This window comes from Acinetobacter sp. BZX-2 (assembly GCF_055179795.1).
In genome coordinates, this window is the sequence record NZ_CM143686.1 from 982,768 (window position 1) to 1,004,124 (window position 21,357).

Annotated in this window: 19 protein-coding genes; 14 read left to right on the top strand and 5 right to left on the bottom strand. The window is 34.5% G+C overall.

The features are described 5' to 3' along the window. The first annotated feature begins 6 nt into the window (after positions 1 to 6). Positions 7 to 1,332 (top strand): DUF2931 family protein, encoded by a 1,326-nt coding sequence (locus ACY45D_RS04565; protein WP_463109427.1) that lies wholly within the window; start codon positions 7 to 9, stop codon positions 1,330 to 1,332. Between the two features lie 133 nt (positions 1,333 to 1,465). Next, positions 1,466 to 2,362 carry a hypothetical protein gene (locus tag ACY45D_RS04570; RefSeq protein WP_463108635.1) on the top strand — a complete coding sequence of 299 codons (897 nt, stop codon included), beginning with the start codon at positions 1,466 to 1,468 and terminating at the stop codon, positions 2,360 to 2,362. Between the two features lie 218 nt (positions 2,363 to 2,580). On the opposite strand, the gene ACY45D_RS04575 is transcribed toward ACY45D_RS04570, so the two are convergent. Then, positions 2,581 to 3,558, bottom strand: a complete 978-nt coding sequence (locus tag ACY45D_RS04575) for an MBL fold metallo-hydrolase (RefSeq protein WP_463108636.1) — start codon at positions 3,556 to 3,558, stop codon at positions 2,581 to 2,583. A 116-nt stretch (positions 3,559 to 3,674) separates the two neighbouring features. Here ACY45D_RS04575 and ACY45D_RS04580 point away from each other — a divergent pair, with 116 nt between their 5' ends. After that, positions 3,675 to 5,543, top strand: coding sequence for a P-loop NTPase fold protein (locus ACY45D_RS04580; RefSeq protein WP_463108637.1), 1,869 nt, complete (start codon positions 3,675 to 3,677; stop codon positions 5,541 to 5,543). A gap of 74 nt (positions 5,544 to 5,617) precedes the next feature. On the opposite strand, the gene metG is transcribed toward ACY45D_RS04580, so the two are convergent. Beyond that, a complete protein-coding gene (gene metG, locus ACY45D_RS04585) occupies positions 5,618 to 7,687 on the bottom strand; it encodes a methionine--tRNA ligase (protein ID WP_463108638.1) in 2,070 nt (689 codons plus the stop codon). Between the two features lie 153 nt (positions 7,688 to 7,840). Here metG and ACY45D_RS04590 point away from each other — a divergent pair, with 153 nt between their 5' ends. From ACY45D_RS04590 to ACY45D_RS04605, 4 genes are all read left to right on the top strand, one after another. Then, the gene (locus ACY45D_RS04590) at positions 7,841 to 8,572 is read left to right on the top strand and encodes a hypothetical protein (RefSeq protein WP_463108639.1); all 732 of its coding nucleotides are present in this window, start codon (positions 7,841 to 7,843) and stop codon (positions 8,570 to 8,572) included. Between the two features lie 72 nt (positions 8,573 to 8,644). After that, positions 8,645 to 9,436, top strand: a complete 792-nt coding sequence (locus tag ACY45D_RS04595; RefSeq protein WP_463108640.1) for a hypothetical protein — start codon at positions 8,645 to 8,647, stop codon at positions 9,434 to 9,436. Positions 9,437 to 9,540: 104 nt separating this feature from the next. Beyond that, positions 9,541 to 10,044 (top strand): hypothetical protein, encoded by a 504-nt coding sequence (locus ACY45D_RS04600; RefSeq protein WP_463108641.1) that lies wholly within the window; start codon positions 9,541 to 9,543, stop codon positions 10,042 to 10,044. 111 nt (positions 10,045 to 10,155) lie between these two features. After that, complete coding sequence (locus tag ACY45D_RS04605; RefSeq protein WP_463108642.1) at positions 10,156 to 10,464, top strand: putative quinol monooxygenase; 309 nt, start codon at positions 10,156 to 10,158, stop codon at positions 10,462 to 10,464. On the opposite strand, the gene ACY45D_RS04610 is transcribed toward ACY45D_RS04605, so the two are convergent. Further along, a complete protein-coding gene (locus tag ACY45D_RS04610) occupies positions 10,461 to 10,679 on the bottom strand; it encodes a DUF6500 family protein (RefSeq protein ID WP_089603719.1) in 219 nt (72 codons plus the stop codon). The genes ACY45D_RS04605 and ACY45D_RS04610 overlap by 4 nt on opposite strands. A 197-nt stretch (positions 10,680 to 10,876) precedes the next feature. Here ACY45D_RS04610 and ACY45D_RS04615 point away from each other — a divergent pair, with 197 nt between their 5' ends. Next, positions 10,877 to 11,071 (top strand): hypothetical protein, encoded by a 195-nt coding sequence (locus ACY45D_RS04615; protein WP_463108643.1) that lies wholly within the window; start codon positions 10,877 to 10,879, stop codon positions 11,069 to 11,071. 76 nt (positions 11,072 to 11,147) lie between these two features. On the opposite strand, the gene ACY45D_RS04620 is transcribed toward ACY45D_RS04615, so the two are convergent. Next, positions 11,148 to 11,447 carry a hypothetical protein gene (locus ACY45D_RS04620; RefSeq protein WP_463108644.1) on the bottom strand — a complete coding sequence of 100 codons (300 nt, stop codon included), beginning with the start codon at positions 11,445 to 11,447 and terminating at the stop codon, positions 11,148 to 11,150. 289 nt (positions 11,448 to 11,736) lie between these two features. On the opposite strand from ACY45D_RS04620, the gene apbC reads away from it, so the two are divergent. Next, positions 11,737 to 12,990 carry an iron-sulfur cluster carrier protein ApbC gene (gene apbC, locus ACY45D_RS04625; protein ID WP_463108645.1) on the top strand — a complete coding sequence of 418 codons (1,254 nt, stop codon included), beginning with the start codon at positions 11,737 to 11,739 and terminating at the stop codon, positions 12,988 to 12,990. A gap of 408 nt (positions 12,991 to 13,398) precedes the next feature. Here the strand turns inward: apbC and ACY45D_RS04630 are convergent, their stop codons facing one another. Then, entirely contained in the window at positions 13,399 to 13,950 is a 552-nt protein-coding gene (locus ACY45D_RS04630) for a DUF2062 domain-containing protein (protein WP_463108646.1), read from the bottom strand. A 460-nt stretch (positions 13,951 to 14,410) separates the two neighbouring features. Here ACY45D_RS04630 and ACY45D_RS04635 point away from each other — a divergent pair, with 460 nt between their 5' ends. The 5 genes from ACY45D_RS04635 (at position 14,411) to ACY45D_RS04655 (ending at position 21,189) form a co-directional block, all read left to right on the top strand. Next, a complete protein-coding gene (locus ACY45D_RS04635) occupies positions 14,411 to 15,004 on the top strand; it encodes a LysE family translocator (protein WP_463108647.1) in 594 nt (197 codons plus the stop codon). Positions 15,005 to 15,151: 147 nt separating this feature from the next. Then, positions 15,152 to 15,721, top strand: coding sequence for a dCTP deaminase (gene dcd / locus ACY45D_RS04640; RefSeq protein WP_010114202.1), 570 nt, complete (start codon positions 15,152 to 15,154; stop codon positions 15,719 to 15,721). A gap of 334 nt (positions 15,722 to 16,055) precedes the next feature. Beyond that, entirely contained in the window at positions 16,056 to 17,465 is a 1,410-nt protein-coding gene (locus tag ACY45D_RS04645; RefSeq protein ID WP_463108648.1) for a hypothetical protein, read from the top strand. 332 nt (positions 17,466 to 17,797) lie between these two features. Then, the gene (locus tag ACY45D_RS04650) at positions 17,798 to 19,222 is read left to right on the top strand and encodes a hypothetical protein (protein ID WP_463108649.1); all 1,425 of its coding nucleotides are present in this window, start codon (positions 17,798 to 17,800) and stop codon (positions 19,220 to 19,222) included. Between the two features lie 512 nt (positions 19,223 to 19,734). Beyond that, positions 19,735 to 21,189, top strand: a complete 1,455-nt coding sequence (locus ACY45D_RS04655) for a hypothetical protein (RefSeq protein WP_463108650.1) — start codon at positions 19,735 to 19,737, stop codon at positions 21,187 to 21,189. Positions 21,190 to 21,357 lie beyond the last annotated feature (168 nt).

Below are 21,357 nucleotides of genomic sequence, written 5' to 3' on the forward strand. Positions count from 1 at the left end.
ATAGGTATGTTGGTATTGGCAACGCATATTTATCGAGTTCAATTTATGAATAAACCACAAAAAATAGAATGGGGTGTTTTAACTTCTTCAGCAGTATTTGGCCGTTATAAGGATTCAAGCAAAGATATTTATGTAGATTCATATATTGTTAAATCGCCAGTCGATGAAAATATGCGTACCGCATTTTATTTAGCAGATGGGACTTGGTTACGGACTCTAGATGGCTCTAGCGGTGCTTGGGGGCGTGGTGGAACACCATTAGGAGGGAATTCTTTTAAACAACCCTTACCTGAAGTATTGCATTTAACCTTTTTTGATAGTTTGGATAATCAGTTTTATCAACTGATTCAACCTTTACCGAAAGAAAAAATCCAACACTTATTTACTACTGTATATAAAGGAATGGGCGACGAAGATGGAGAAGATCCATCACCGAATGTTTATGATACTTTTGATATTGCTTTTGCTCCGCAAGGTTGGGTGATTTTATTTGCAGTTGGACCTGGGATTCGAGAGGAAATTGGTTCATGGCAAGCTAACAGAATTGGGGGTGATTATGCAACAACTATTGGGTTAACTAGAACTTCAGATATGGAGTATCTAAGAACTCATGATATTCGGACTCGTGATGTTAAAGATGCATTTGAAAGTTTTAAACGGCGAAATGCTGAATTGTATAAACGTTGGGCTGAAGGCAGTTTTAAAGTCAGCTCTGACTGGTACAAGATGTTGCAAACCAAATATCCATGGAATTTGGAAGTGACTGCACCTGATGGGGAGTGGTCAGGTGAATACTATGCTGAATATGTCAATACGGAGCGTTTTGATATACTGGATGATCGTTTAGATGCTGATAAAACTCGTTTAAAAGCAGCTCCGATTAAAATTGGAACATGGGTAACCTATAAACCAACAGGGATACGCTATTACATCATCATTCATTTATTTCCGATCCCAAAATGGTTGGTAGATGACTATATTCCATACTACCAAGACCCAAATTTAAATGAATACTTTAAGAACTTTCAGGCACTTTATCCAACTCGTTCATTACGAAGTAATGAAAATCCTGCTTATGAATATGAGTTTTCGAAACTAAAAATAGACCTAGATGCAGACTTTAAAATTAAAGAGATCTATTTACAAAAAGGCAAAGAAAAACGTCCATTGGATGGTGCGTATGAATATTATTTAGCCCCTGTAGATACAAGTCGTGGCAAATATTTTCCTGAACAAGGGCATGAGTACTATCTCACACAACCCAAACTCAAAGATTTAACCGATCCTGTTTTTGCAGATCGGGATGAAGTGATTTGGAAAAAATCGCCGTGACTAAAACAATAGAGAGCAATGCAAAAAGAAATTATATCTTGCTCACTTGCCTTATCGGTTTTGTGTTGCTGATTTTGGCTGTATCTCTCTATCAGGTTAAATTTATGAATAAAACACAGCGAAAAGGAATATTATGGACAATAATCAATTAGATCAAATATATAGTTTACTTAGAAGAAAGCTAGAACCAAGTAATAGGGATATGAATATCCTTTTTTATACTTTAGGTGCAATATTTGCTTCCGTCATTTTTTTTACTGATAAAAGTGATCCTTTGTCATATCAATACATTTTAGTCATGATTGGTATGGTAATTATTTTTATATTATTAGTTTATAACTCAATAAAAGCTATTCCACCATTGGAAATGTTTTTAAAAATCCCAATGACTAAATTTATTCTTACCGTATTTTTATCGGGCTATATTCTTTATTCAGCAGCTGAAGTTTCTATCATTATCAATTCAATTTTTAATGTTTCCAGTAGTAATTTTAAAATAAGCGCATCTTTTGGTACATTTTTTTATTTTTTAAACCATTTGGTTTCAATTTTTTGGTGGTATACCATATGTATCATGGGAGGATTGGTCATATCGTATATTACTGAATTTTGTGTGCGAGAAAATGATCAATTTGGAAATAAAATTAATCGCAAAATTAGCTGGAATCAAAAATGTTGGTATTTTATTGTTTTTTTTGCATTCTTTATAGGTTTATCACATTATAAAAATATCGTGGTTCAAGAAGATTCATTGAAATATAAAATTTTTCGACTTGCTTTACAATACGATTTTGAAAGCCATCATTTATGCTCAAATATCAATAAGAACTATAGTGTTTTATATCTCGGAAGTCAGCAGGACAAAGTTCTAATAAATTTTAACTATCAAGCTGATTTTACGAATTTCGAAGAATTTATGACATCTAAAAATTATGATAATTTTAGTTATAATTTAAAAAATAACCTATTTATTTTTGATGTAGATCAATGTATTTACAGTAAATATGAGAAAAAATTACCTTTGCAATAATATTTTTAGGTTGACACTTTTAAACGGTATAGCGCGAAAATAGTTATTATGTCGCACTATCACATCGCGCATATTAAAAAACTAAAAAGTATTTGATTGCCGGTGGGGTAATGACTGTACTTGGGTTGAAGTTAATTTTTGGGATGAAGTAACAGTTTTACTTCATCCGCTTGTGGAATGATGTTCTTCATCCCAAAGGGAAAAGGTTTATTTAAGGGCTAATCCTTAAAATGCACAGGAATCCACTGATAGCTTTTGCCATCAGTTGAATAAATGTGTCCAATGGCAGGAAATGGTAAATGTGGCGCTGCGATGGTCTGCCCATGCTTTGCATAATCTGCAAATTGTTTTAAGCGTGTTTGAACGGCTGCTTTAGGATCTATATCATAATCAATCGCCGTTTCAGGTCGATCAAACTGAACGGTATGTGAATGCACAATATCTCCAATAAAAATCACATCTTCATCTGAAGTTTTTAGTTTGTAGCTAAAGTGACCTGGGGTATGTCCCGGTGTACTGATGACTTCAAAACCATCAATTGTGTCACCGAGTTTAAATGTTTTAAATTGCTTCTTGGTTTGGTATGGGGCAAGTGCCGCTTTAATTTTAGGAACAGTACCCGTATATTTTGCTTGTTGATCTTTCGGGATTTTTTGTAATTGTTTTGGATCTAACCAATAATCAGCTTCGTTTTCAGAGACATAAATTGTGGCATTTGGATAATTCGAAACACCATTTTTACTCACACCACATGAATGATCAGGGTGTAAGTGCGTCAGTAAAATGGTATCGACTTGTTCAGGTTGATATCCTGCAGCTTTTAAATTCTTCATCACAGAACCTAAATGTGCTCCAAAACAATCCGCAGTTCCACTATCGACTAAAACCAAAGATTGTCCTGTATTCACCAAGAAGGCATTAACCGAGGTTTGTACACCTTTGGCTTGATCTGCATGATACTTTTTAAGGATTTTATGTACCTGATCTTGAGGCGTGTTTTGAAATAAAGTCGGGGACATAAAATTTGTGCCATCAAGCAAAGCGGTGATTTGTGTATTTCCGACTTGATGTTGATAGAACCCTGCGACTTGGGGATGTTGATCAATCGCCGTTTGGCTTGTTGTATTTTCTGCTTGTGCAATGATTGGAGCAAAGCAGAGTAGTGATATGGATAATATTAGAGCTGTAGATTTCATGTTTTTCATTGGAATTCTAATAAATTTGAAAAGAGATGTTTTGTTTTAACATGTTGATGATTTTTTTGCATTGAGTTTTAATTATTGCATTAAAGATAAATAGTTAGGGCAGATTTGTGAGTACACAACAATATATTTCAGAACCCAATAAACACATTGAAGAATATCTTGATTATTACTTTGATGGTAAAAAGAATTTTGAATATGCAGTACTTTTAAATGGCGCATGGGGTAGTGGAAAAACTTGGTTTGTAAAAAAATATTTAGAAAAAAAAGAAGACCAGGGAAAGAAGATTTGTTATGTGAGTTTAAATGGAATTGCTAAAACTTCTATGATTGATGAAGCTATTTTTAAAAGTATTCATCCAATTTTGGGAAGCAAGGGAGCAAAATTAGCAGGTCAAATTTTAAAAGGTACATTAAAAACAACAATAAAAGTTGATTTAGATGGTGATAGTAAATCAGATGGCAGTATCTCAGGCGGTATTCCCAAAATTGAATTGCCAGAATATTTAAAAATTAATGATAATTTCATATTGGTTTTTGATGATTTAGAAAGATGCGAATTGAAAAAAGAAGAGGTGCTTGGTTATATCAATTACTTTGTAGAGCAGGATAATATTAAGACGCTTATCGTATCGAATGAAGATGAAATCAAAGACAATGATGATTATGCTAGAAAAAAAGAGAAATTGATTGGTGCGACTTTTAGTTATACAGAAGACCAAAATTTAGCAATAAAAAGTATTTTTGAAGAAGTTAGTAATGGTGATTTAAAAGAACAATTAGTTGCTAATATTGATCTAATAACTCAAACATTTAATCAAGTAGGCTATAAAAATTTACGATCTTTTAAGCAGGCTGTTTTTGATTTTGAAAGATTTTATAAAAAAGAACTTTTTGAATGGAAAGGAAATTTTAATCAGGAGATTTTTGAGAAGGTCTTAAAAGCTTTTTTTATTTTATCTATGGAAAATAAGAAAGGATATTTTGAAAAAACAATACTAGAATTTAAAAAAGATGAAAAATCAGATGATGACAAAAAGATAGATAGTACATCTAAAATCTTAAAATCATTACGTGGTATTAACAGTACTGATGCTGAAAAATTTATGAATAAATATAATTGCTCATTGAATGATTTTATATTTTCACCAAAACTTTGGGACGAAATATTAAATCAAAATATTTTAGATGAACAAAAAGTAAGAAATGAATTATATGAAGTCTATTTTAGACTTAAGGAAGATCAGCCTATTTGGTATAAGTTATGGTATTACTTGAATTTGAGCGAAACTGAATTTGAAAATTTAGTAACCTATGCCCAAGAAAGTATTGAATGTTCAAAACTGAATAATATAACTGATATTTTACATACAGTTAGTATGTTGGTTTATTTTAAAGAAAAAAATCTAATTTTCTTTTCAGTCGAAAATTTATTAGTACTAGCCGTTGATCAATTTAAAAAAGTTGTAAATTTACAGGAAAATATTAAAAAATTTGATCACTTTGATATTAGTGAGGAGTCTGGTGGCTATGGACTATATGCTCGGAAACTTCCCATTTTTAAAAAGTTTATAGAGGATCTTGCTCAAGCATATGAGGATAAATATGTTGAAAAAAATATAGAAAGAGTACAAGAGTTATTGTTCCTAATGGAAAATGATAGTTATGAGTTTTATCAACAGGTAACTAGTAAATATTATGATTACCCAATCCTGAGCTCATTAGAGACTAGAGAATTTTTAGATCATCTTTTAAAAATTGATTATAGAAATGCAATGAATGCGCTGGATGGCTTAAAATCAAGATATACGGTACATTCCCAAAGTAAAATTTATTTACAGGAAGAAAAATGGTTTGAGAAACTTATTGAACTGGCTAATGAAAAGTTAACGCGGTCTTCAATGTTAGAAAGACATAAAATCCAAGATAGATTTTTACCAAAGTTGCTCGAAATAAAAGAACAGGCATATAAAGGTTAAATCGTTCTTTCATGGACGAAATTGAATGATAAAAAAGCCCCTACATCAGTAGAGGCTTTCATTCAAAAATTAAATCAAGAAACCTTATCGCCTGCTTTAGCGCCAGTTTCAGGTGAAATCACCCAAACACCTTCACCATTGCCCGCTGCAAGTACCATGCCGTTTGAAATACCAAAACGCATTTTACGTGGTGCAAGGTTAGCCACCATCACCACCAATTTGCCTTTTAAATCTTCAGGTGCATAAAACTCACGGATACCACTAAACACATTACGTGGTTCAGCTTCGCCGACATTTAAAGTGAGTTGAAGAAGTTTGTCAGAACCATCTACATGCGCTGCTTCAAGGACTTCTGCAACACGAAGATCAACTTTCATAAAATCTTCAATGCCAATCACTTCTGCTTCACCCACTTTAGGTTCAGCCTTCTTCTCAACCTTACCCTCTGCATTATTGGCTTTCTTCTTCTCAGCCTTTACAGGTTCAGCCGCAGCAGCCAAAGAGTCTTTAGAAGCATCAACCATAGCAGCAACTGCTTTCGGGTCTACACGTTGCATTAACGGTTGGAATTGAGCAATTTCATGATTGATTAAAATCGTTTTCGCTGATGCAAAATCAAAAGATTCTAACTTTAAGAAATCCTGAACTTGAGCCGCTAAAGTCGGAAGTACAGGTGCTAAGTAAACTGCCAATTGACGGAACAAGTTAATACCGACAGAACACACGTCATGTACTTGTTGTTCTTCGCCCTCAATTTTTGCTAAAGCCCAAGGCTTTTTCTCATCAATATATTGGTTGGCTTTATCTGCAAGCGCCATGATTTCACGAATTGCAGCTGAGAATTCACGTGCTTCATAGGCCTGAGCAATAGATTCGCCAGCGTCAATAAAGCTTTGAACTAATTCAGGTTCAGCACAGTTTGCACTTAATTTATTATCAAACTTGGTATTGATAAATTTTGCACAACGACTGGCAATATTCACGACTTTACCTACCAAGTCTGAATTCACTTTTTGTACGAAGTCATCTAAGTTTAAATCTGAATCTTCAACTTTATCAGACAGTTTAGAGGCGAAGTAATAACGTAAATATTCAGGATTCAAGTGCTGTAAATAGGTTTCAGCTTTGATGAACGTACCACGTGACTTCGACATTTTTTGACCATTTACAGTCAAGAAACCATTCACAAACAAGCCTGTAGGAGTGCGGTAGTTTGCACCTTCTAACATTGCAGGCCAGAACAATGCATGGAAATACACGATGTCTTTACCAATGAAGTGATAAACCTCATTTTTAGAATCTTTTTTCCAATAGTCTTCAAAGTTCAGTTCTGGGCGTTTGGCTTTGATGTAATTTTCAAAACTCGACATATAGCCGATTGGCGCATCAACCCAAACGTAGAAATATTTGTTTGGTGCATCTGGAATTTCAAAACCGAAATACGGTGCATCACGAGAAATATCCCAATCGTTTAAACCATTATCAAACCATTCATCTAGTTTGTTGGCGATGGAAACAGGTAGACGACCTTCATCACGTGTCCATTTTTGTAAATATTCTGCGAAATTCGGCAATTTAAAGAAATAGTGATCAGATGATTTTTCGACAGGTGTCGCACCACTTAAAGTAGAACGTGGATTAAGTAATTCTGTTGCATTATAAGTTGTACCGCACACTTCACATGAGTCGCCGTACTGATCTTCAGATTTACATTTTGGGCAAGTGCCTTTAATGAAACGATCTGAAAGGAACATGCTTTTTTCAGGGTCAAACAACTGTGTAACAGGGCGAATTGCAATATTGCCTGTTTCACGGTTTTTGATATAGATTTCAGAAGAACGGTTTTTATTTTCTTCACTATTGGTTGAATCGTAGTGGTCGAAATGTACACCAAAACCATCAAAGTCACGGATATGTTCTTTTTGAACATTGGCGATTTGCGCTTCTGGTGTAATGCCGTTGGCTTCTGCACGGAGCATGATCGCTGTACCGTGTGCATCATCCGCACATACATAAGTCACATCATGTCCCATCGCACGCATGGCACGAACCCAGATATCTGCTTGGATGTAGCCGAGTAAGTGACCCATATGAATTGGACCATTTGCGTATGGAAGGGCATTTGTGACTAAAATATTTCGCACGGATATAACTCTCTTTCTCAAAGTTAATGCAAGGGCAATGATTTTAGCTCAATTGCTATGAAGTTGCACAGAAGAATGAAGTTAAATGTTTTTAAAGAATTATGGTTGTTAAAATTATAGATATTCCAAGTGAGTAGACAAAAGGATTAAAAATTGAATTCTGATACTGTTACGAAAGTTACTGAGATAATTGAAAATTTAGACAAGCTGGTACATGATGAGAAGCTCAATTTTGGTTTAGATTATTTTAATACCCCTGAGCTTTTAAATCTAATTGTTGATATGGGAATTCAGCAGAATTTTGAAAGAGAAACTTTATTATTCAATATTGTTAAACATGTAAAATTTTCAGAAGTAATCGAAACAAAATTTCAAAGTTTAGTATTTGAAAATAATGGAAAAAGATTAAAAATAATAAAGGAAATATTCTTTCTGATTCAGCAAGAGTGTTATGCAGGAGCAATAGCGTTACTTTATGGACAGTTTGAAGGAATATTGACAGATTTCTTAATGAATAAAAAGTTACTAAAATTAAATAAAAATACTGGTAAGTTATTATATCAAGAGGAAAATTTTAACTATTTAGATAATAAGATGAAAATACAATCATTTCTTAAAGGTAATAAAGATAATAAAGTTATAAGTGGACTAAGTGATAAGGTATTGATTGCGCAGAATTATTATTCTAGTTTTTATGTGCTTAAGGCATACCGAATAAATGATGAAAATGATACTATCGCTCAATCTCGCAATAGTATTCTACATGGCTCTGATTTAGATAACTTTAATTTGGAACGTACTTATATTCTAGTCATATGGTTTTATGTTGTTTGTAATTGGATGTCAGATATTAAAAATCAACAAAATCAAAAAATTAGTTTTTAGTATTCTAAGATATTGAAGAGATATACTTAGAAGGCCATAATACAGGAAACAAAAATAGATTGAGATACATTTGTGATTAATGATGATTTCGACCAAGCTGTAACCCGTATTCCACAAAATCAACAGTCTAAAACACAACTTGGGAAAAGTATTCTCAATGAAGCTGAGCGTTATCTTGATGGAATTTCTGAGAGCGAACATCAATATTTAATTGAGACATTACAAACGCTTGCGCAAAATGAGCCTTATTTCAATGTCCTTGCCGATGAATTAGATCAACCTGTAGGTGCAAAAGTTGCCAATGATGCTTTGAATTTATTGTATTTTTGGCAGGAAATTCATAACTTTGACGATGTATCACAGTTTAATTTATTAGACTTGATCAATGCTGAGCATTTTCAAACAAAACTATTTAAAGCTTTTGATGCATTGGAAATAAGTGAATCTAAAATACAGCGCCGTCAAGTGATTGAAGAAGCGTTAAAACTCTATGAATTAAAACTTTTTGCAGGTTGTATCCCACTTTTATATGCGCAATTGGAAGGCTTATTGACCGATGTATTAATTCAAAATGGTTTTTTAAAACAACATGACACCAAGTTTGTAGATGTTTATAAAATCGTACCTGGTTTAAAGGGACATGAAATTAAAAGTTTGTGGCATAAGGCCAAGATTGCCAATGAATTGAATCATTATTTTCTAGAATTAGCAGCCTATAAAATGGACAGCAGTTCTACAGTCACCATGACTCGTCATAACATTTTACATGGCACCGACCTGAATCATTTTAATCAGGGACGTAGTTTTGTGCTGTTCATTTGGTTGTTTGCAGCGGTGAGTTTTATGAGCACAGTGAGATCGTAAAAGATCCATCAATATTTCAAACTTCACCCAAATTTCACATAGACCTCTCTCAAATCACATTTTAGCTTTAGACAATACAACCAAGATCGGAAAAGGAGAATATCATGCGATCTTGGGTTTTATTGCTTTCAGCAATCAGTGCAAGCTTAGCCTCAGTATTTAGTTTGGTTTTACCACTTGGCCTGTTTCTTCGCTTCTACCATGGAAATTTATTTGTTAGTGCATCGGAAAGAATGTCGAGCCGTGCGATTGAAGTGTTGTTGTATCTCACACCTTTTTTCATTTTGTTCGCTTTTTTTGTCTTTTTAATCATTTTGAATGGTTTAAAAGCTCCTAAGAAAGTATTTGAAATAAAACAATTATTCAAAGCCATTGTGATGGTGGGTTTAAGTTGGTTTAGTTTTATATTTTTAATTCAATTTTTAGATGGTGTCGTCCATAACATGGCTGAAACTCTATTTTGGGGAATGATTGCGTTGCTTCTCATGTTGCTGCCTTTGATCGTCGGTATAGTCAGTGGGAATATGGTGTATCTTATTGTCAATAAAAGATTATTTTGTGGTTTGAAATGCAGTGAATGTCGTGAATATAAGTCTTCACCACTTTAATTAAGCATGATTAAATTTAATATGGTTTATTTAGCTATATAACTGTAAATAAAAATGTTGAATCCGTATTTTGAATAAGAAGGTTAAATCGTAATTTTGAGAGAAAATTAAATGTTAAAGCTTATTGCAGAAGATTTTATTCAAGTGGATCAGATTGATCTAGTGTTACCACTGTATAAAGAACTGATTGAAAAGACCAAACTTGAACAAGGTTGTATTGCTTATGATATTTTTCATGATTTAAAAGATGAAGGGCATTTTGTTTTTATTGAAGAATGGGTTGATCGGGCTGCATTAGATGCACATGTTCAATCAGAACATTTTCAGCGACTGGTTCCACTTATTGATCAATATCAACGAAAAGAAGGGAAGTTTACGCATTTACATTGTGTAGAAACACTATTTTCAAAACAAACTTAAAGGCCTTGAAGAATCATTGCCTTAATTTTAGTGGCTTTTTCAAAGTGATTAAGTTGATGGGTTTTAATCCACCATTCTGCTGCTTCCATAAGTTGCACAGGATCATCATTTTTATTGGCAAAAAATGCGTAAAATGAAAGTCCTACAGCATCTCCTTTTTTGGCAATTTTTTCATCACAGATTTGAATGATTTTGGATCTTAAACTTTGACGCATATTTGCCCCATAAAATTAAAAATGTATGAACAGGATGTAAAAATAAACAATCATACAAAAAATTATTACATTATGTCGCTATGTAGCTCGATTGTTTCAAATTGCAGTTTTCTAACTTTAGGCAGACTTCTCTTGCTATAAATAGGTCATGAAAGTGTTGTATCCACCGTATTTAATGTGAGTAACAGGAAGTGCCTATGACAAAATTTGATGACTTAAAAAACAAAGCCTCAGAAGTTGCAGATGATTTGAAGTTGAAAGCACAAGAAGCGAAGTTAAGTGCTGAAAAAGTTGCTGATGATTTAAAGCATAAAGCTCAAGAGGCACTTCTAAAAGGAGAAAAAGCGATTAACGATTTAAAACACAAGAAAGATGATGATCAATCCAACTAAGTTGAATTCACAGCATAAAAGCCTTTCGTGCTCATCACCAAAGGCTTTTATTTTCATAACGATTTAGCTTTGATCATTAAGGATCTTTGCGAACCCATTCAATTTTACGCACCTGATTATTGATCACAGTAAATGTATAAAGAACATTATCAATATCATAGGTGTAGTCAGAGGCTGTCACAGTCAGATCACCTTCTTTCATTTCATAAGAATTCATTGAAACAGGTGATTGAGCTATACGTAGCATCATTTCAGAAGCGGTATCTCCAACATTGACCATTTGCCCAGAAGCAGTTCGAACAGCACTGGTTAATGTTCCAGCAATCGCAAAACTTGAAATGAATAAGGAGAGGAATAAAACTAAAATACGATGCATAGGTTCACCTTTTTATTGTTAGTAGAAAATTTAAATAGGTATCAAAGTAATATAACGAAAAAGTGATCAATGTTATGTAGTGGAAATATTAATAAACACGAGAGGGGAAAAGCAGTCATTTTGAGTAAGTTTATATTTTAAATAGGGGCTTAGTGATAAAAAACCAACTTAATAAGTCGGATTTATAGCAACATTCAAAAAGCTAAATAGAACTAAGCTTAACCTGAACACAAATTACAGTTAAACTATCCGTTTCGTATTGTTGATTTTGCAAATTTGGAGCAAATCTATGTCGTGGCTTTCTTCACTTAAATCGGTTTTTTCTCCTGCACAGGAGGTGAAAGAAGAAGAAATCCAAAAGGTGCTTCAAAATTATATTTTGCCTGATTCAAACAATGGATTAAAAGATCGTATTACTCAAGTGAATGTGGAAGGGCGCGTCTTACAACTGACGATCAATACTTTTCCAGAAGAAGCAGAGCATTTACAAAAAATCCATGATGATCTTGCCGATGCATTAGAAAAATGCGGTATTCAAGAATTGAATATGCATGTGATTCAACAAAAAATTCAACATGATCATAGTTGTTCAAGCGAGCAACATGGTCAATCTGGACATAGTTGTTCATCAAAACCAAAAACAGAAAAACCAAATCTCCCTCCTGTAGTCGATGCCTCATCGCAAGCCGTTCCAACAGAAGAAGATCCGAATAATCCACCGATTCAAAAAGCTGCGCCACAACAACGTGATATTCCTAAACACCCACGAATTAAAAATGTTATTCTGATTTCATCGGGTAAAGGCGGTGTCGGTAAATCGACTACAACGGTCAATATTGCCTTAGCATTGCAAAAATTGGGCTTAAAAGTTGGCGTATTAGATGCGGATATTTACGGACCAAGTATTCCCACGATGCTCGGAAATGAAGGGCAAACCCCGAAAATTGAAGGTGAAAATTTTGTTCCATTAGAAGCGTATAATATGGCGGTGCTTTCAATTGGGCATTTGATTGGTAAACAAAATACACCCGTCGCATGGCGTGGGGCGAAAGCCACAGGTGCATTGATGCAACTGTTTAATCAAGCACTTTGGCCAGACTTAGATGTCTTGGTTATCGATATGCCACCGGGTACAGGTGATATTCAATTGACCCTTGCACAACGTATTCCAGTCACAGGTGCTGTAATTGTAACTACACCGCAAAACGTTGCATTGATGGATGCAGTAAAAGGCATTGAATTGTTTAATAAAGTTCATATTCCAGTGATGGGTGTGATTGAAAATATGTCGACACATATTTGTTCAAATTGCGGTCATGAAGAGCAAATTTTTGGTACAGGGGGTGGAGACCAGCTTTCACAGCAATACGACATTCCATTGCTTGGACGTTTACCGCTGAATGTGCAAATCCGTGAGAATGCAGATGCAGGTAAACCTTCCGTGATTGCCAATGATGATGCCGCTGAAAGTTATATGGCAATTGCAGAAAAAATTGCACAAACTTTACCTAAAGTTGAAAATGATCCGCATCGAATTTTTTAATGCTGGATTGATACAAAAGCGTTTTGAATAAGTCATGCCAGTCAGTTAAGAGTAATTTAGTATTTGCTCATCTAAGAATCTCCCCTAGCCCCTCTTTGAGAAAGAGGGGGAACTATTGAGAATTTAAAGTAATTTTAGATTCTCTTGCGTAGCTGTGCTGTTCATTCCTCCTTTTTCAAAGGTGAGGAGCATGCTCCGCAAGGGGGCGGATTTAAAAAGGCTTAACTGATCAGCATTACTGTAAATAAGGGCTTTAGTTCTTTTGGGAAGAAACAGTTTCTAAATTGAAACCTATTGATGCTGTATTTTTATAAGAATAAATCACTTTTGGAGAGATTTTCCCAAGTTTAAAAAGAATGTTTGATTTTGATTGAAAATCATATTGTTAAACCTAAAAGGCTTATTCACTTAAAACTCTTTTAAAGCCCGTTCACGCCATTTTCTCACCACACTCCAGCGCCAATAAAGACGAGTCGCAATAAAAAGAAGCGATGCAAAGATCATTGCTTCAATGAATAAACCCGTTGCAAGAATTTTGGCTAAACTTAAATCAATATGTCCATGACCAAAGTTTTGAATCCAATGGATAATTTGATGGAATACACCTAAAAGCATGTCTTTATTGATCATATGGACATGATAAATTTTTGAACCAATCCAAAAAGCAAAAAATAAAATAGGAACAATTGTGAGTGGATTCATAATCCACGCTAAAATTAAGCCGATAGGTAAATTTGCTTCAAAGAGAAGAACAGTAAGCACGATCAAAACGGTGTGAAAGGGAATAGGTAATATTCCCCAAAATGCGCCAATAAACATGGCTTTAGAAATGGATTTTCGATTGACATACCAAAGCTGCGGACTTAAGGCCTTATCGCCAAAAATCTTCATAAATTTCAAATTATTGACTTTTTCAGGGGAAGGAAGCCAAGACTGAAAAAAACGCTTTGCCATAAACATAGAAAATACAAGAAAGGTATCTATTGTGCCTCAATAGCGGTTAAAACGACAGCTTTAATCAAGTTGAGCCGATGAGTACATCAGAAAAACTGCTTATAGAATAGGCAATAAAGCTGAAAGTTTTCTTAAAATATGTATGTAAAATTTATGGATATGGCAATTTTCATGGCGTATCAACTTATAAAACGAATCATTACTATTTTTTGATCAACTTTCTAAGCGTAGCTCTGATTTTAAGTCGTTTATTGAGCTATATTTAAACTCATTTTGAATATAAAAAATGCACTCAATTGTAAGGTGACCTTGCAGTTCTATGACATTTAAAATATTTCAAGTAAATGAAATATAAATAGAAAAAATATTTGTGTGACATAATGTAACACGTTCTCTTACAAATAATTTTTTGCCAATTTATGACAACTGATTTAATCTGCAATTAATCCATTGATGAGGTCATTTAATGATTTCATGGTTTTTTATTGGCTTGGTGGTGACTATTCTTTTGACACCAGGACCAACCAATACGCTTTTAGCATCTTCTGGAATACAGGTTGGAATTCGAAAATCTCTCAATCTTATTCCTGCGGAAGCGCTTGGCTACTTTATCTCCATTAGTATTTGGGGATTAATCATTGGCACTGTTGCAAAACAGTTTCCAACAGTACCGACGATTTTGAAACTATTTAGTGCAGGTTATATCCTATTCTTAGCGCTCAAGTTGTGGCGTACAGCCAGTCGTGATGAAAATTTCAATCAACCAAATATTCGTGCGCGAGAGCTTTTTATCGCAACATTATTGAATCCAAAAGCATTATTATTCGCTTCAGCGATTTTCCCGACCTATGTTTGGCAAAATGCATCTGCATATGTGTCACATATGTTGTGCTTCTTATTGCTGATCGTCCCGATTGCTTTCTTCTGGACTTTTATCGGCTCAATTATTTGTAGTAATCAAGTGAGTTGGTTAAATCAACGCAATATGCAAAGAACAGCATCTTTAGTGCTAGTAAGTTTTACAGTTCCACTGAGTTATTCAGCATTACTAAGCCTTTAATTTATCGTTAAATTCTCTATTGAGTACCTTGCCTAAGTTGAGTAAACGCTGAACTTAGGCATTTCTATGTCTGTTTAAACATTCCTTTCAAAAGCATTTTCAGTTAAAGTACAGCGCAGTATTGAAAATAGATTTTGGGATAGAAAAATGGCAATTAAGTCTGATCGTTGGATTCGTGAAATGAGCGAAAAACACGGCATGATTGAACCGTATGCAGAAAACCAAGTCCGTTATGATGCAAATGGTGAAAAACTCATTTCATATGGCGTATCTAGCTATGGGTATGATGTTCGTTGTGCACGTGAGTTCAAGGTATTTACCAATGTTCACTCTGCGATTGTTGATCCTAAAAACTTTGATGATAAAAGCTTTATCGATATTGAATCGGATGTATGTATCATCCCGCCGAACTCATTCGCTTTAGCGCGTACTGTTGAGTACTTCCGTATCCCACGTAATGTTTTAACCGTTTGTTTAGGTAAGTCAACCTATGCACGTTGTGGCATCATTGTGAATGTCACACCACTTGAACCTGAGTGGGAAGGCCACGTGACTTTGGAATTTTCTAATACGACAAACTTGCCTGCTCGTATTTATGCAGGTGAAGGTGTGGCTCAAATGTTGTTTTTTGAGTCTGATGAAGTCTGCGAAACCTCTTATAAAGATCGTGGTGGTAAGTACCAAGGTCAAACAGGTGTGACTTTGCCGAAGGCTTAAAACCTTATAGATTTTTTTAAATTTAAAAAAGAGTAAATGATCATGATCATTTACTCTTTTTTTGTTGCAGTGAAAATGCGATTTAATTTGCATAATTTTATAGTTTTTTTATTGTTTATTAAAATTATAACTATGATTTAGTTGATATTAAAATATTGTTATTCATCCGAAATATTGCTTTTTATTTTATGTATTTTTTATTTGTATGGTAAAAACTATGATTCTATATTCGTTAAAATTTACGTGATAGTTTTCATATTTGTATTATTTAAATACAGATTTTAGCGAAGAAATAAAAATAAAATTTAAGCTTGATAGGGGATAGAAGCATATTATGTTTCAGTTTAAACATTTAAGTTTTGCATTATTTGTATTTAATAGTTTTTTGATGAATTGTGTTCATGCTGTTAGTTTAGAGCCCATGACAGAACAGCAAATGTCTGAGGTCACAGGACAGGCGCTGATGAGTTTGACTTATGTGGCTCCCGCAGATACAGATAACCTTGAAGCAAAACGTGCTGGTGGTAATACAAATATCGGGTTTTATAAATTAGGTTTGGAAGCTGATTTAGAGATTAATGCAAATATCAAAAAACTCCAATTGGGTTGCGGTGGGGCAAATGGCCCAGGAGATTGTGATATTGATATTGATAATTTTAGTTTAAGCGGTGTAGTTGATGCAGTTAGTGATACAAGTGCAAATAGACAAGCACGTGTCGCTTCAGATGCTATTTTAAAAAACCCGTTTATACAGTTTGCAATTCAGAATCCTAATCAAGCCTCTACTCGGGAGATAAAGGGGATAAGATTAAGCGCAGAAAATGCTTTAGGAATGCTGACATTTGGGAAAGAAAATTCTGATACACCAAATGGCATTAATTCGATGAGCGGTTATATGCAAATTGCTGCACAAGGATGTAATGCAAGTATGGCTGCATCAAATCCTAATGGTTGTGCAGGAATTGCAACTGTTAACGGTCGTAATATGACACAAGCGGATACTGGTAAAAGCATGACTGGACGAGTAGATGTTGATTTTCTGTGGATTGGTATCCGTAATTATGTCGCGAGTAATTATAATATTACGTTAAATAGTACGACTGCTCCATTTAGTACAAATGAAACAACAGTTTATGGAAGTCGATTGAAATCGGTACCTGTGACTGGTACAGCATATATTCAACCAATGAGCTTTTTCCAAAAAGGATTGGCTATTAATATTCAGGACGTTATTGGAACCATAGATCTTAATATGACTAAGGATATTGATGGTACGATAACTGGTTTGCAGGCGGCCTTAAGTATGGATGAAAGCTTAGGTTATGTTCATAAAGTTAAAGTAGATAGTCCTTTTTCGTTATCTTTACAAAATCAAACACTTCAATGGCCTGGAATGAAAGCTGCTGCTTTAAAGGGGTGGTGGATGGCTTTTGATAATCCTGTAGAGGTTGGTAAGTTGACACCTGCCAATAATTTAGATATTCCAAACTCTGTCTTAGCAGATGCGATGGGACCTCAAGGCTGTTCGAATGGAAATGCGGCAGGTATCAATTGTGCATTATATAAACATTATAATGAAGGTGGGGCGATGGCTTATTGTTCTGGGTTCAGCTGCTTTGGTGGTAGCTTATCTATAGGTACAGTTAATCTACCAAATACGTCAGTTCCGTTTAAACTCGATCCAATCAAGCTTGCGGGGCAAAGTTTCGTGCCTAACTGTTATGGTTCTTTAAAATTTTGCTAATTTAATATTTATATAAGCAGCTTTGGCTGCTTTTATATTTAATTTTTGAAAAGTTAAGTGTGATTTTATTTTTATTATTCATATAATATTTTATTTAGTTTTTATTTAATTATTATTTAGATTTAATTAATTTTTTGTTTTTTATCGGGAATTGCTTTTTTAATTTCGGTTTTTAAATTTTTTATGGTAAAAATGACCATTATATATACGCTAAAATTTATGTGATAGATTTCATGTTATTTATTCAAATTGTTATATACATGGTTTGAATAAACATTTTTAGCAAAGGAATAAAAATAAAGCCAAAGCTTTACTAAGGATGGAAGCATATTATGTTCCAGTTAAAACATTTAAATATTGCATTGTTAGCATTTGGTAGCTTAGCAATCAATTCTTCTCATGCTGGTAACCTACAACCGATGACAGATCAGCAATTGTCAAATACCACGGGTCAGGCATTGATGAGTTTGTCTTATATTGCGCCTAGTGATACAGCTAATTTAGAAGCAAAACGTAGTGGTGGTGATACTGGTATTGGCTTTTATCGATTAGGCTTGGAAGCTGATTTATCAATTAATGCGAATATTAAAAAAATGCAGTTAGGATGTGGTGGTGTAAATGGTGCAGGGGCTTGTGACATTGATATTGATAATTTCAGTTTAAGTGGAATTGTTAGCGATACTGCAGATACGGCGGCAAATAGGCAAGCAAGGGTAGCATCTGATGCTGTGTTAACAAATCCTTTTATTGAATTTGCAATTAAAAATCCTAACTCTGCTTCTACTCGTTCTGTTGAAGGATTACGGTTAAGTGCGGAAAGTGTTTTAGGAATGTTAACATTTGGTACAGAAAACTCACAAACAGCTCAAAAAGTTGGTATACCAAATGGTATTAACAGCTTAAGTGGTTATATGGAGCTTAATTCAGCAAGTGGTACAGCTGTAACAAATCCAAGAAATATGACACAAACCATTGGAAATATGACTGGGCGTGTGGAAATGTGTATCGGTTTTGTGGCCTTCGGGACATGTGTGGGAGGGTGGGCGCCTGTAGATTATACGGCTTCCACGTATAATATTGAGCTCAGCAGTGCTCAAGCAAACTTTACAACTAATCCAGCATTGGTTAATGGTAAGCGTCAGACGGCAGTGCAGCTTACAGGTATTGCTAATATTGGTAATATTACATTCAAATGCCCAGCAGGGCAGGAAACGAGTTGTGTTACAGCTACTGCTTTGGGCTTACCTTTGAAGGAAGGTGTAAGTGGGACGATTGCTAACCTTAAAGCGAATGTGAATGTTAATCAAAATTTAGGGTTAATTCATAAAATACCAGTGAATGGTAACTCTTTTTCTTTGTCACTGCAGAGTAAAAATATTCAATGGCCTGGTGCAGCAGCTGCGAATATTGCACAACAAGGATGGTGGTTAGCATTTGGTGGTGGTGTTGATATCGGTAATATTAGTCCAAGTAATAATGTGGATATCCCTGATTCTAGTTTGAAACAAGCTTTGGGAAATCCGGGTGATACAGGTAATACAACAATTAATGGTGCATTATATAATTATCCTCCACGGTGTAGTCTTACTGGGTGTTTATTTGGAACAGTTTTAAATATACCAACAGTATATCTAGGTCCAGGAAATGGAGCTCCAGCTGGGACGCCGCAAACTTTTGTAGATTTTCCATTGAATAATCAGGTTTTGAGTGCTCAAAGTTTTGTTCCTAACTGTTATGGATCAATGAAATTCTGCTAACTCAATATTTATTTTATAAGCAGCTTCGGCTGCTTTTTTATTTTTGTGTATCTTATTTGTTTGATATCTAAAACCCAGATTTTTGTCATTTTTTGATTTAACTTTCTTTCAAAATGGAGGGGATAGTATTCCACTTCGATAGTCAATATTCCTTCTTTTAATATCAATTTGAGTATAAAAATTAAGTAAAAAGTTCAGAATTCATTTAGAGCTTACAGTAAAAATTAGTCTAAAAATATAAACACTTGTATTTAATGGTTGTTGTAACTCTATTTAATATAATTTTTTTCACAACAATAATTAAATAATAATAATCAAATATTGTTTTTTTATCTGAAAAAAGTGCAAATAAAATAAAATAGTGTTAATTTTATCACATAATTATTTAGTATTTTTTAATAAAATGGATTTTTGATCTAGTGCTTTGAGTTGATGAAGTTTTCTAAACTTTAGTTTTTGTTGAATGGTGGGACTTGACTCTTTGGTGAGATGATCAAAATAAGGAGATGTTTGTGTTTAGAATAAAATCATTAAATTTAATACTCTCGGCTATAAGTACTTTTGCCATACCTTTAACACATGCGGCATCAACGACTTTAATGAGCTTATCAGATGAACAACTTGCTGAAACGACAGGGCAGGCATTGATGAGCCTGACTTATGTTGCACCGACAGATGCTGCAAATTTGGAAAGGCAGCGTGGTGGCGATCAGAATATTGGCTTTTATAAACTGGGTATGGAAGCCGAAGTAGAACTAAATGCCAATATTAAAAAACTCCAGCTCGGTTGTGGGGGCGCAAATGGAGCAGGGGCTTGTGATATTGATATTGATAATTTAAGTTTAAGTGGTTTAGCTGATACTAATACAGGTCGTGCCTCTTCATCAGCTAAAATGACCAACCCATTCATTGAATTTGCGATTAAAAACCCCAATTCTGCTTCAACACGAGAAATCGTTGGTTTGAGATTAAGTGCTGAAAAATTACAAGGATTATTAACGACTGGGACTGAAAACTCTAGTTCTGCAAATGGAATAAATACTCTTTCTGGATATTTGAAAGTCCAATCTGGCATAGGTTCTACTTTAGCTGAACAAAGTAAAATTAAAGGTTATGCAGATACTTCTGCCCAGTATATGAGTTTAGCTACATATCCAATTTCAGGTAAACTGGTCGCTTTGGGTTTAGCAACGACTACATTTAAAACGAATGGTGGTGGTTTTAATATACCTGAAATGAATAATTTGCCATTTGAAACCTCTCAAATCGTTGTGGTTGGAAATCGTAAAACAAGTGTCAGTCTTCAGGCATCAGTAGATATCCCAACAATATATTTAGGGGATGGGGCTAATTACCCTTCAATGGGTACAGCGACAGTGAATGCAGATGGGACAACAACAGGAGTTTATACAGCAGGTTCTCCAGTCAATGCTGTAATTACGGGATGTCAAAATGTAGTTTTTTTTATTCCAGCTTGTATTGCAGCTCCGACGGGTCGTCAGTTTAGTGGAATTAAAATGTCAGGTTCTGTTGGGGGAGCTAAAGCAAATGTGAGTTTTCAGCAAGCGTTGGGTTTTATACACACTTTGCAGATTAACTCTTCCGCCTCATTGAGCTTACAGAAAGTCGCTTTGAGATGGACTGGTGCTGAAGCGCAAAATATTGCTCAACCTGGTTGGTGGTTGGCAATGCAAGACCCCGTTAATATTGGGCGTATTGAACCTCAAAATCGTTTAAGTATAGAACCGTTATTAGGACAATTTGCAACAAAGGCGGGAGATTACTTGCAAGCGAACCCTGCTACAACAAGCGATTTGGCGGCAGTTATTTCAGGAAGTGGTTTGGATGCCAATATTGGTAATGTTGATTTATCCCAAGCAGCGCCATTGCAAATGAGTCTGTCGAATTTGCAGCTAAAGGGACAGGATTTTGTCCCTAATTGTTATGGATCAATGAAATTCTGCTAACTCAATATTTGTTTTATAAGCGGCTTTGGCTGCTTTATTTCAAGAATAATCATCTTATTGAAATTAAGGTTTAGCAATTGAGATGGTTTATGTGTAGAAAAATCTCTGTGACATATTTAATGATTACTTGTTGTTTTTAATGAGGCTTAATTCGAACTAACCCTCATT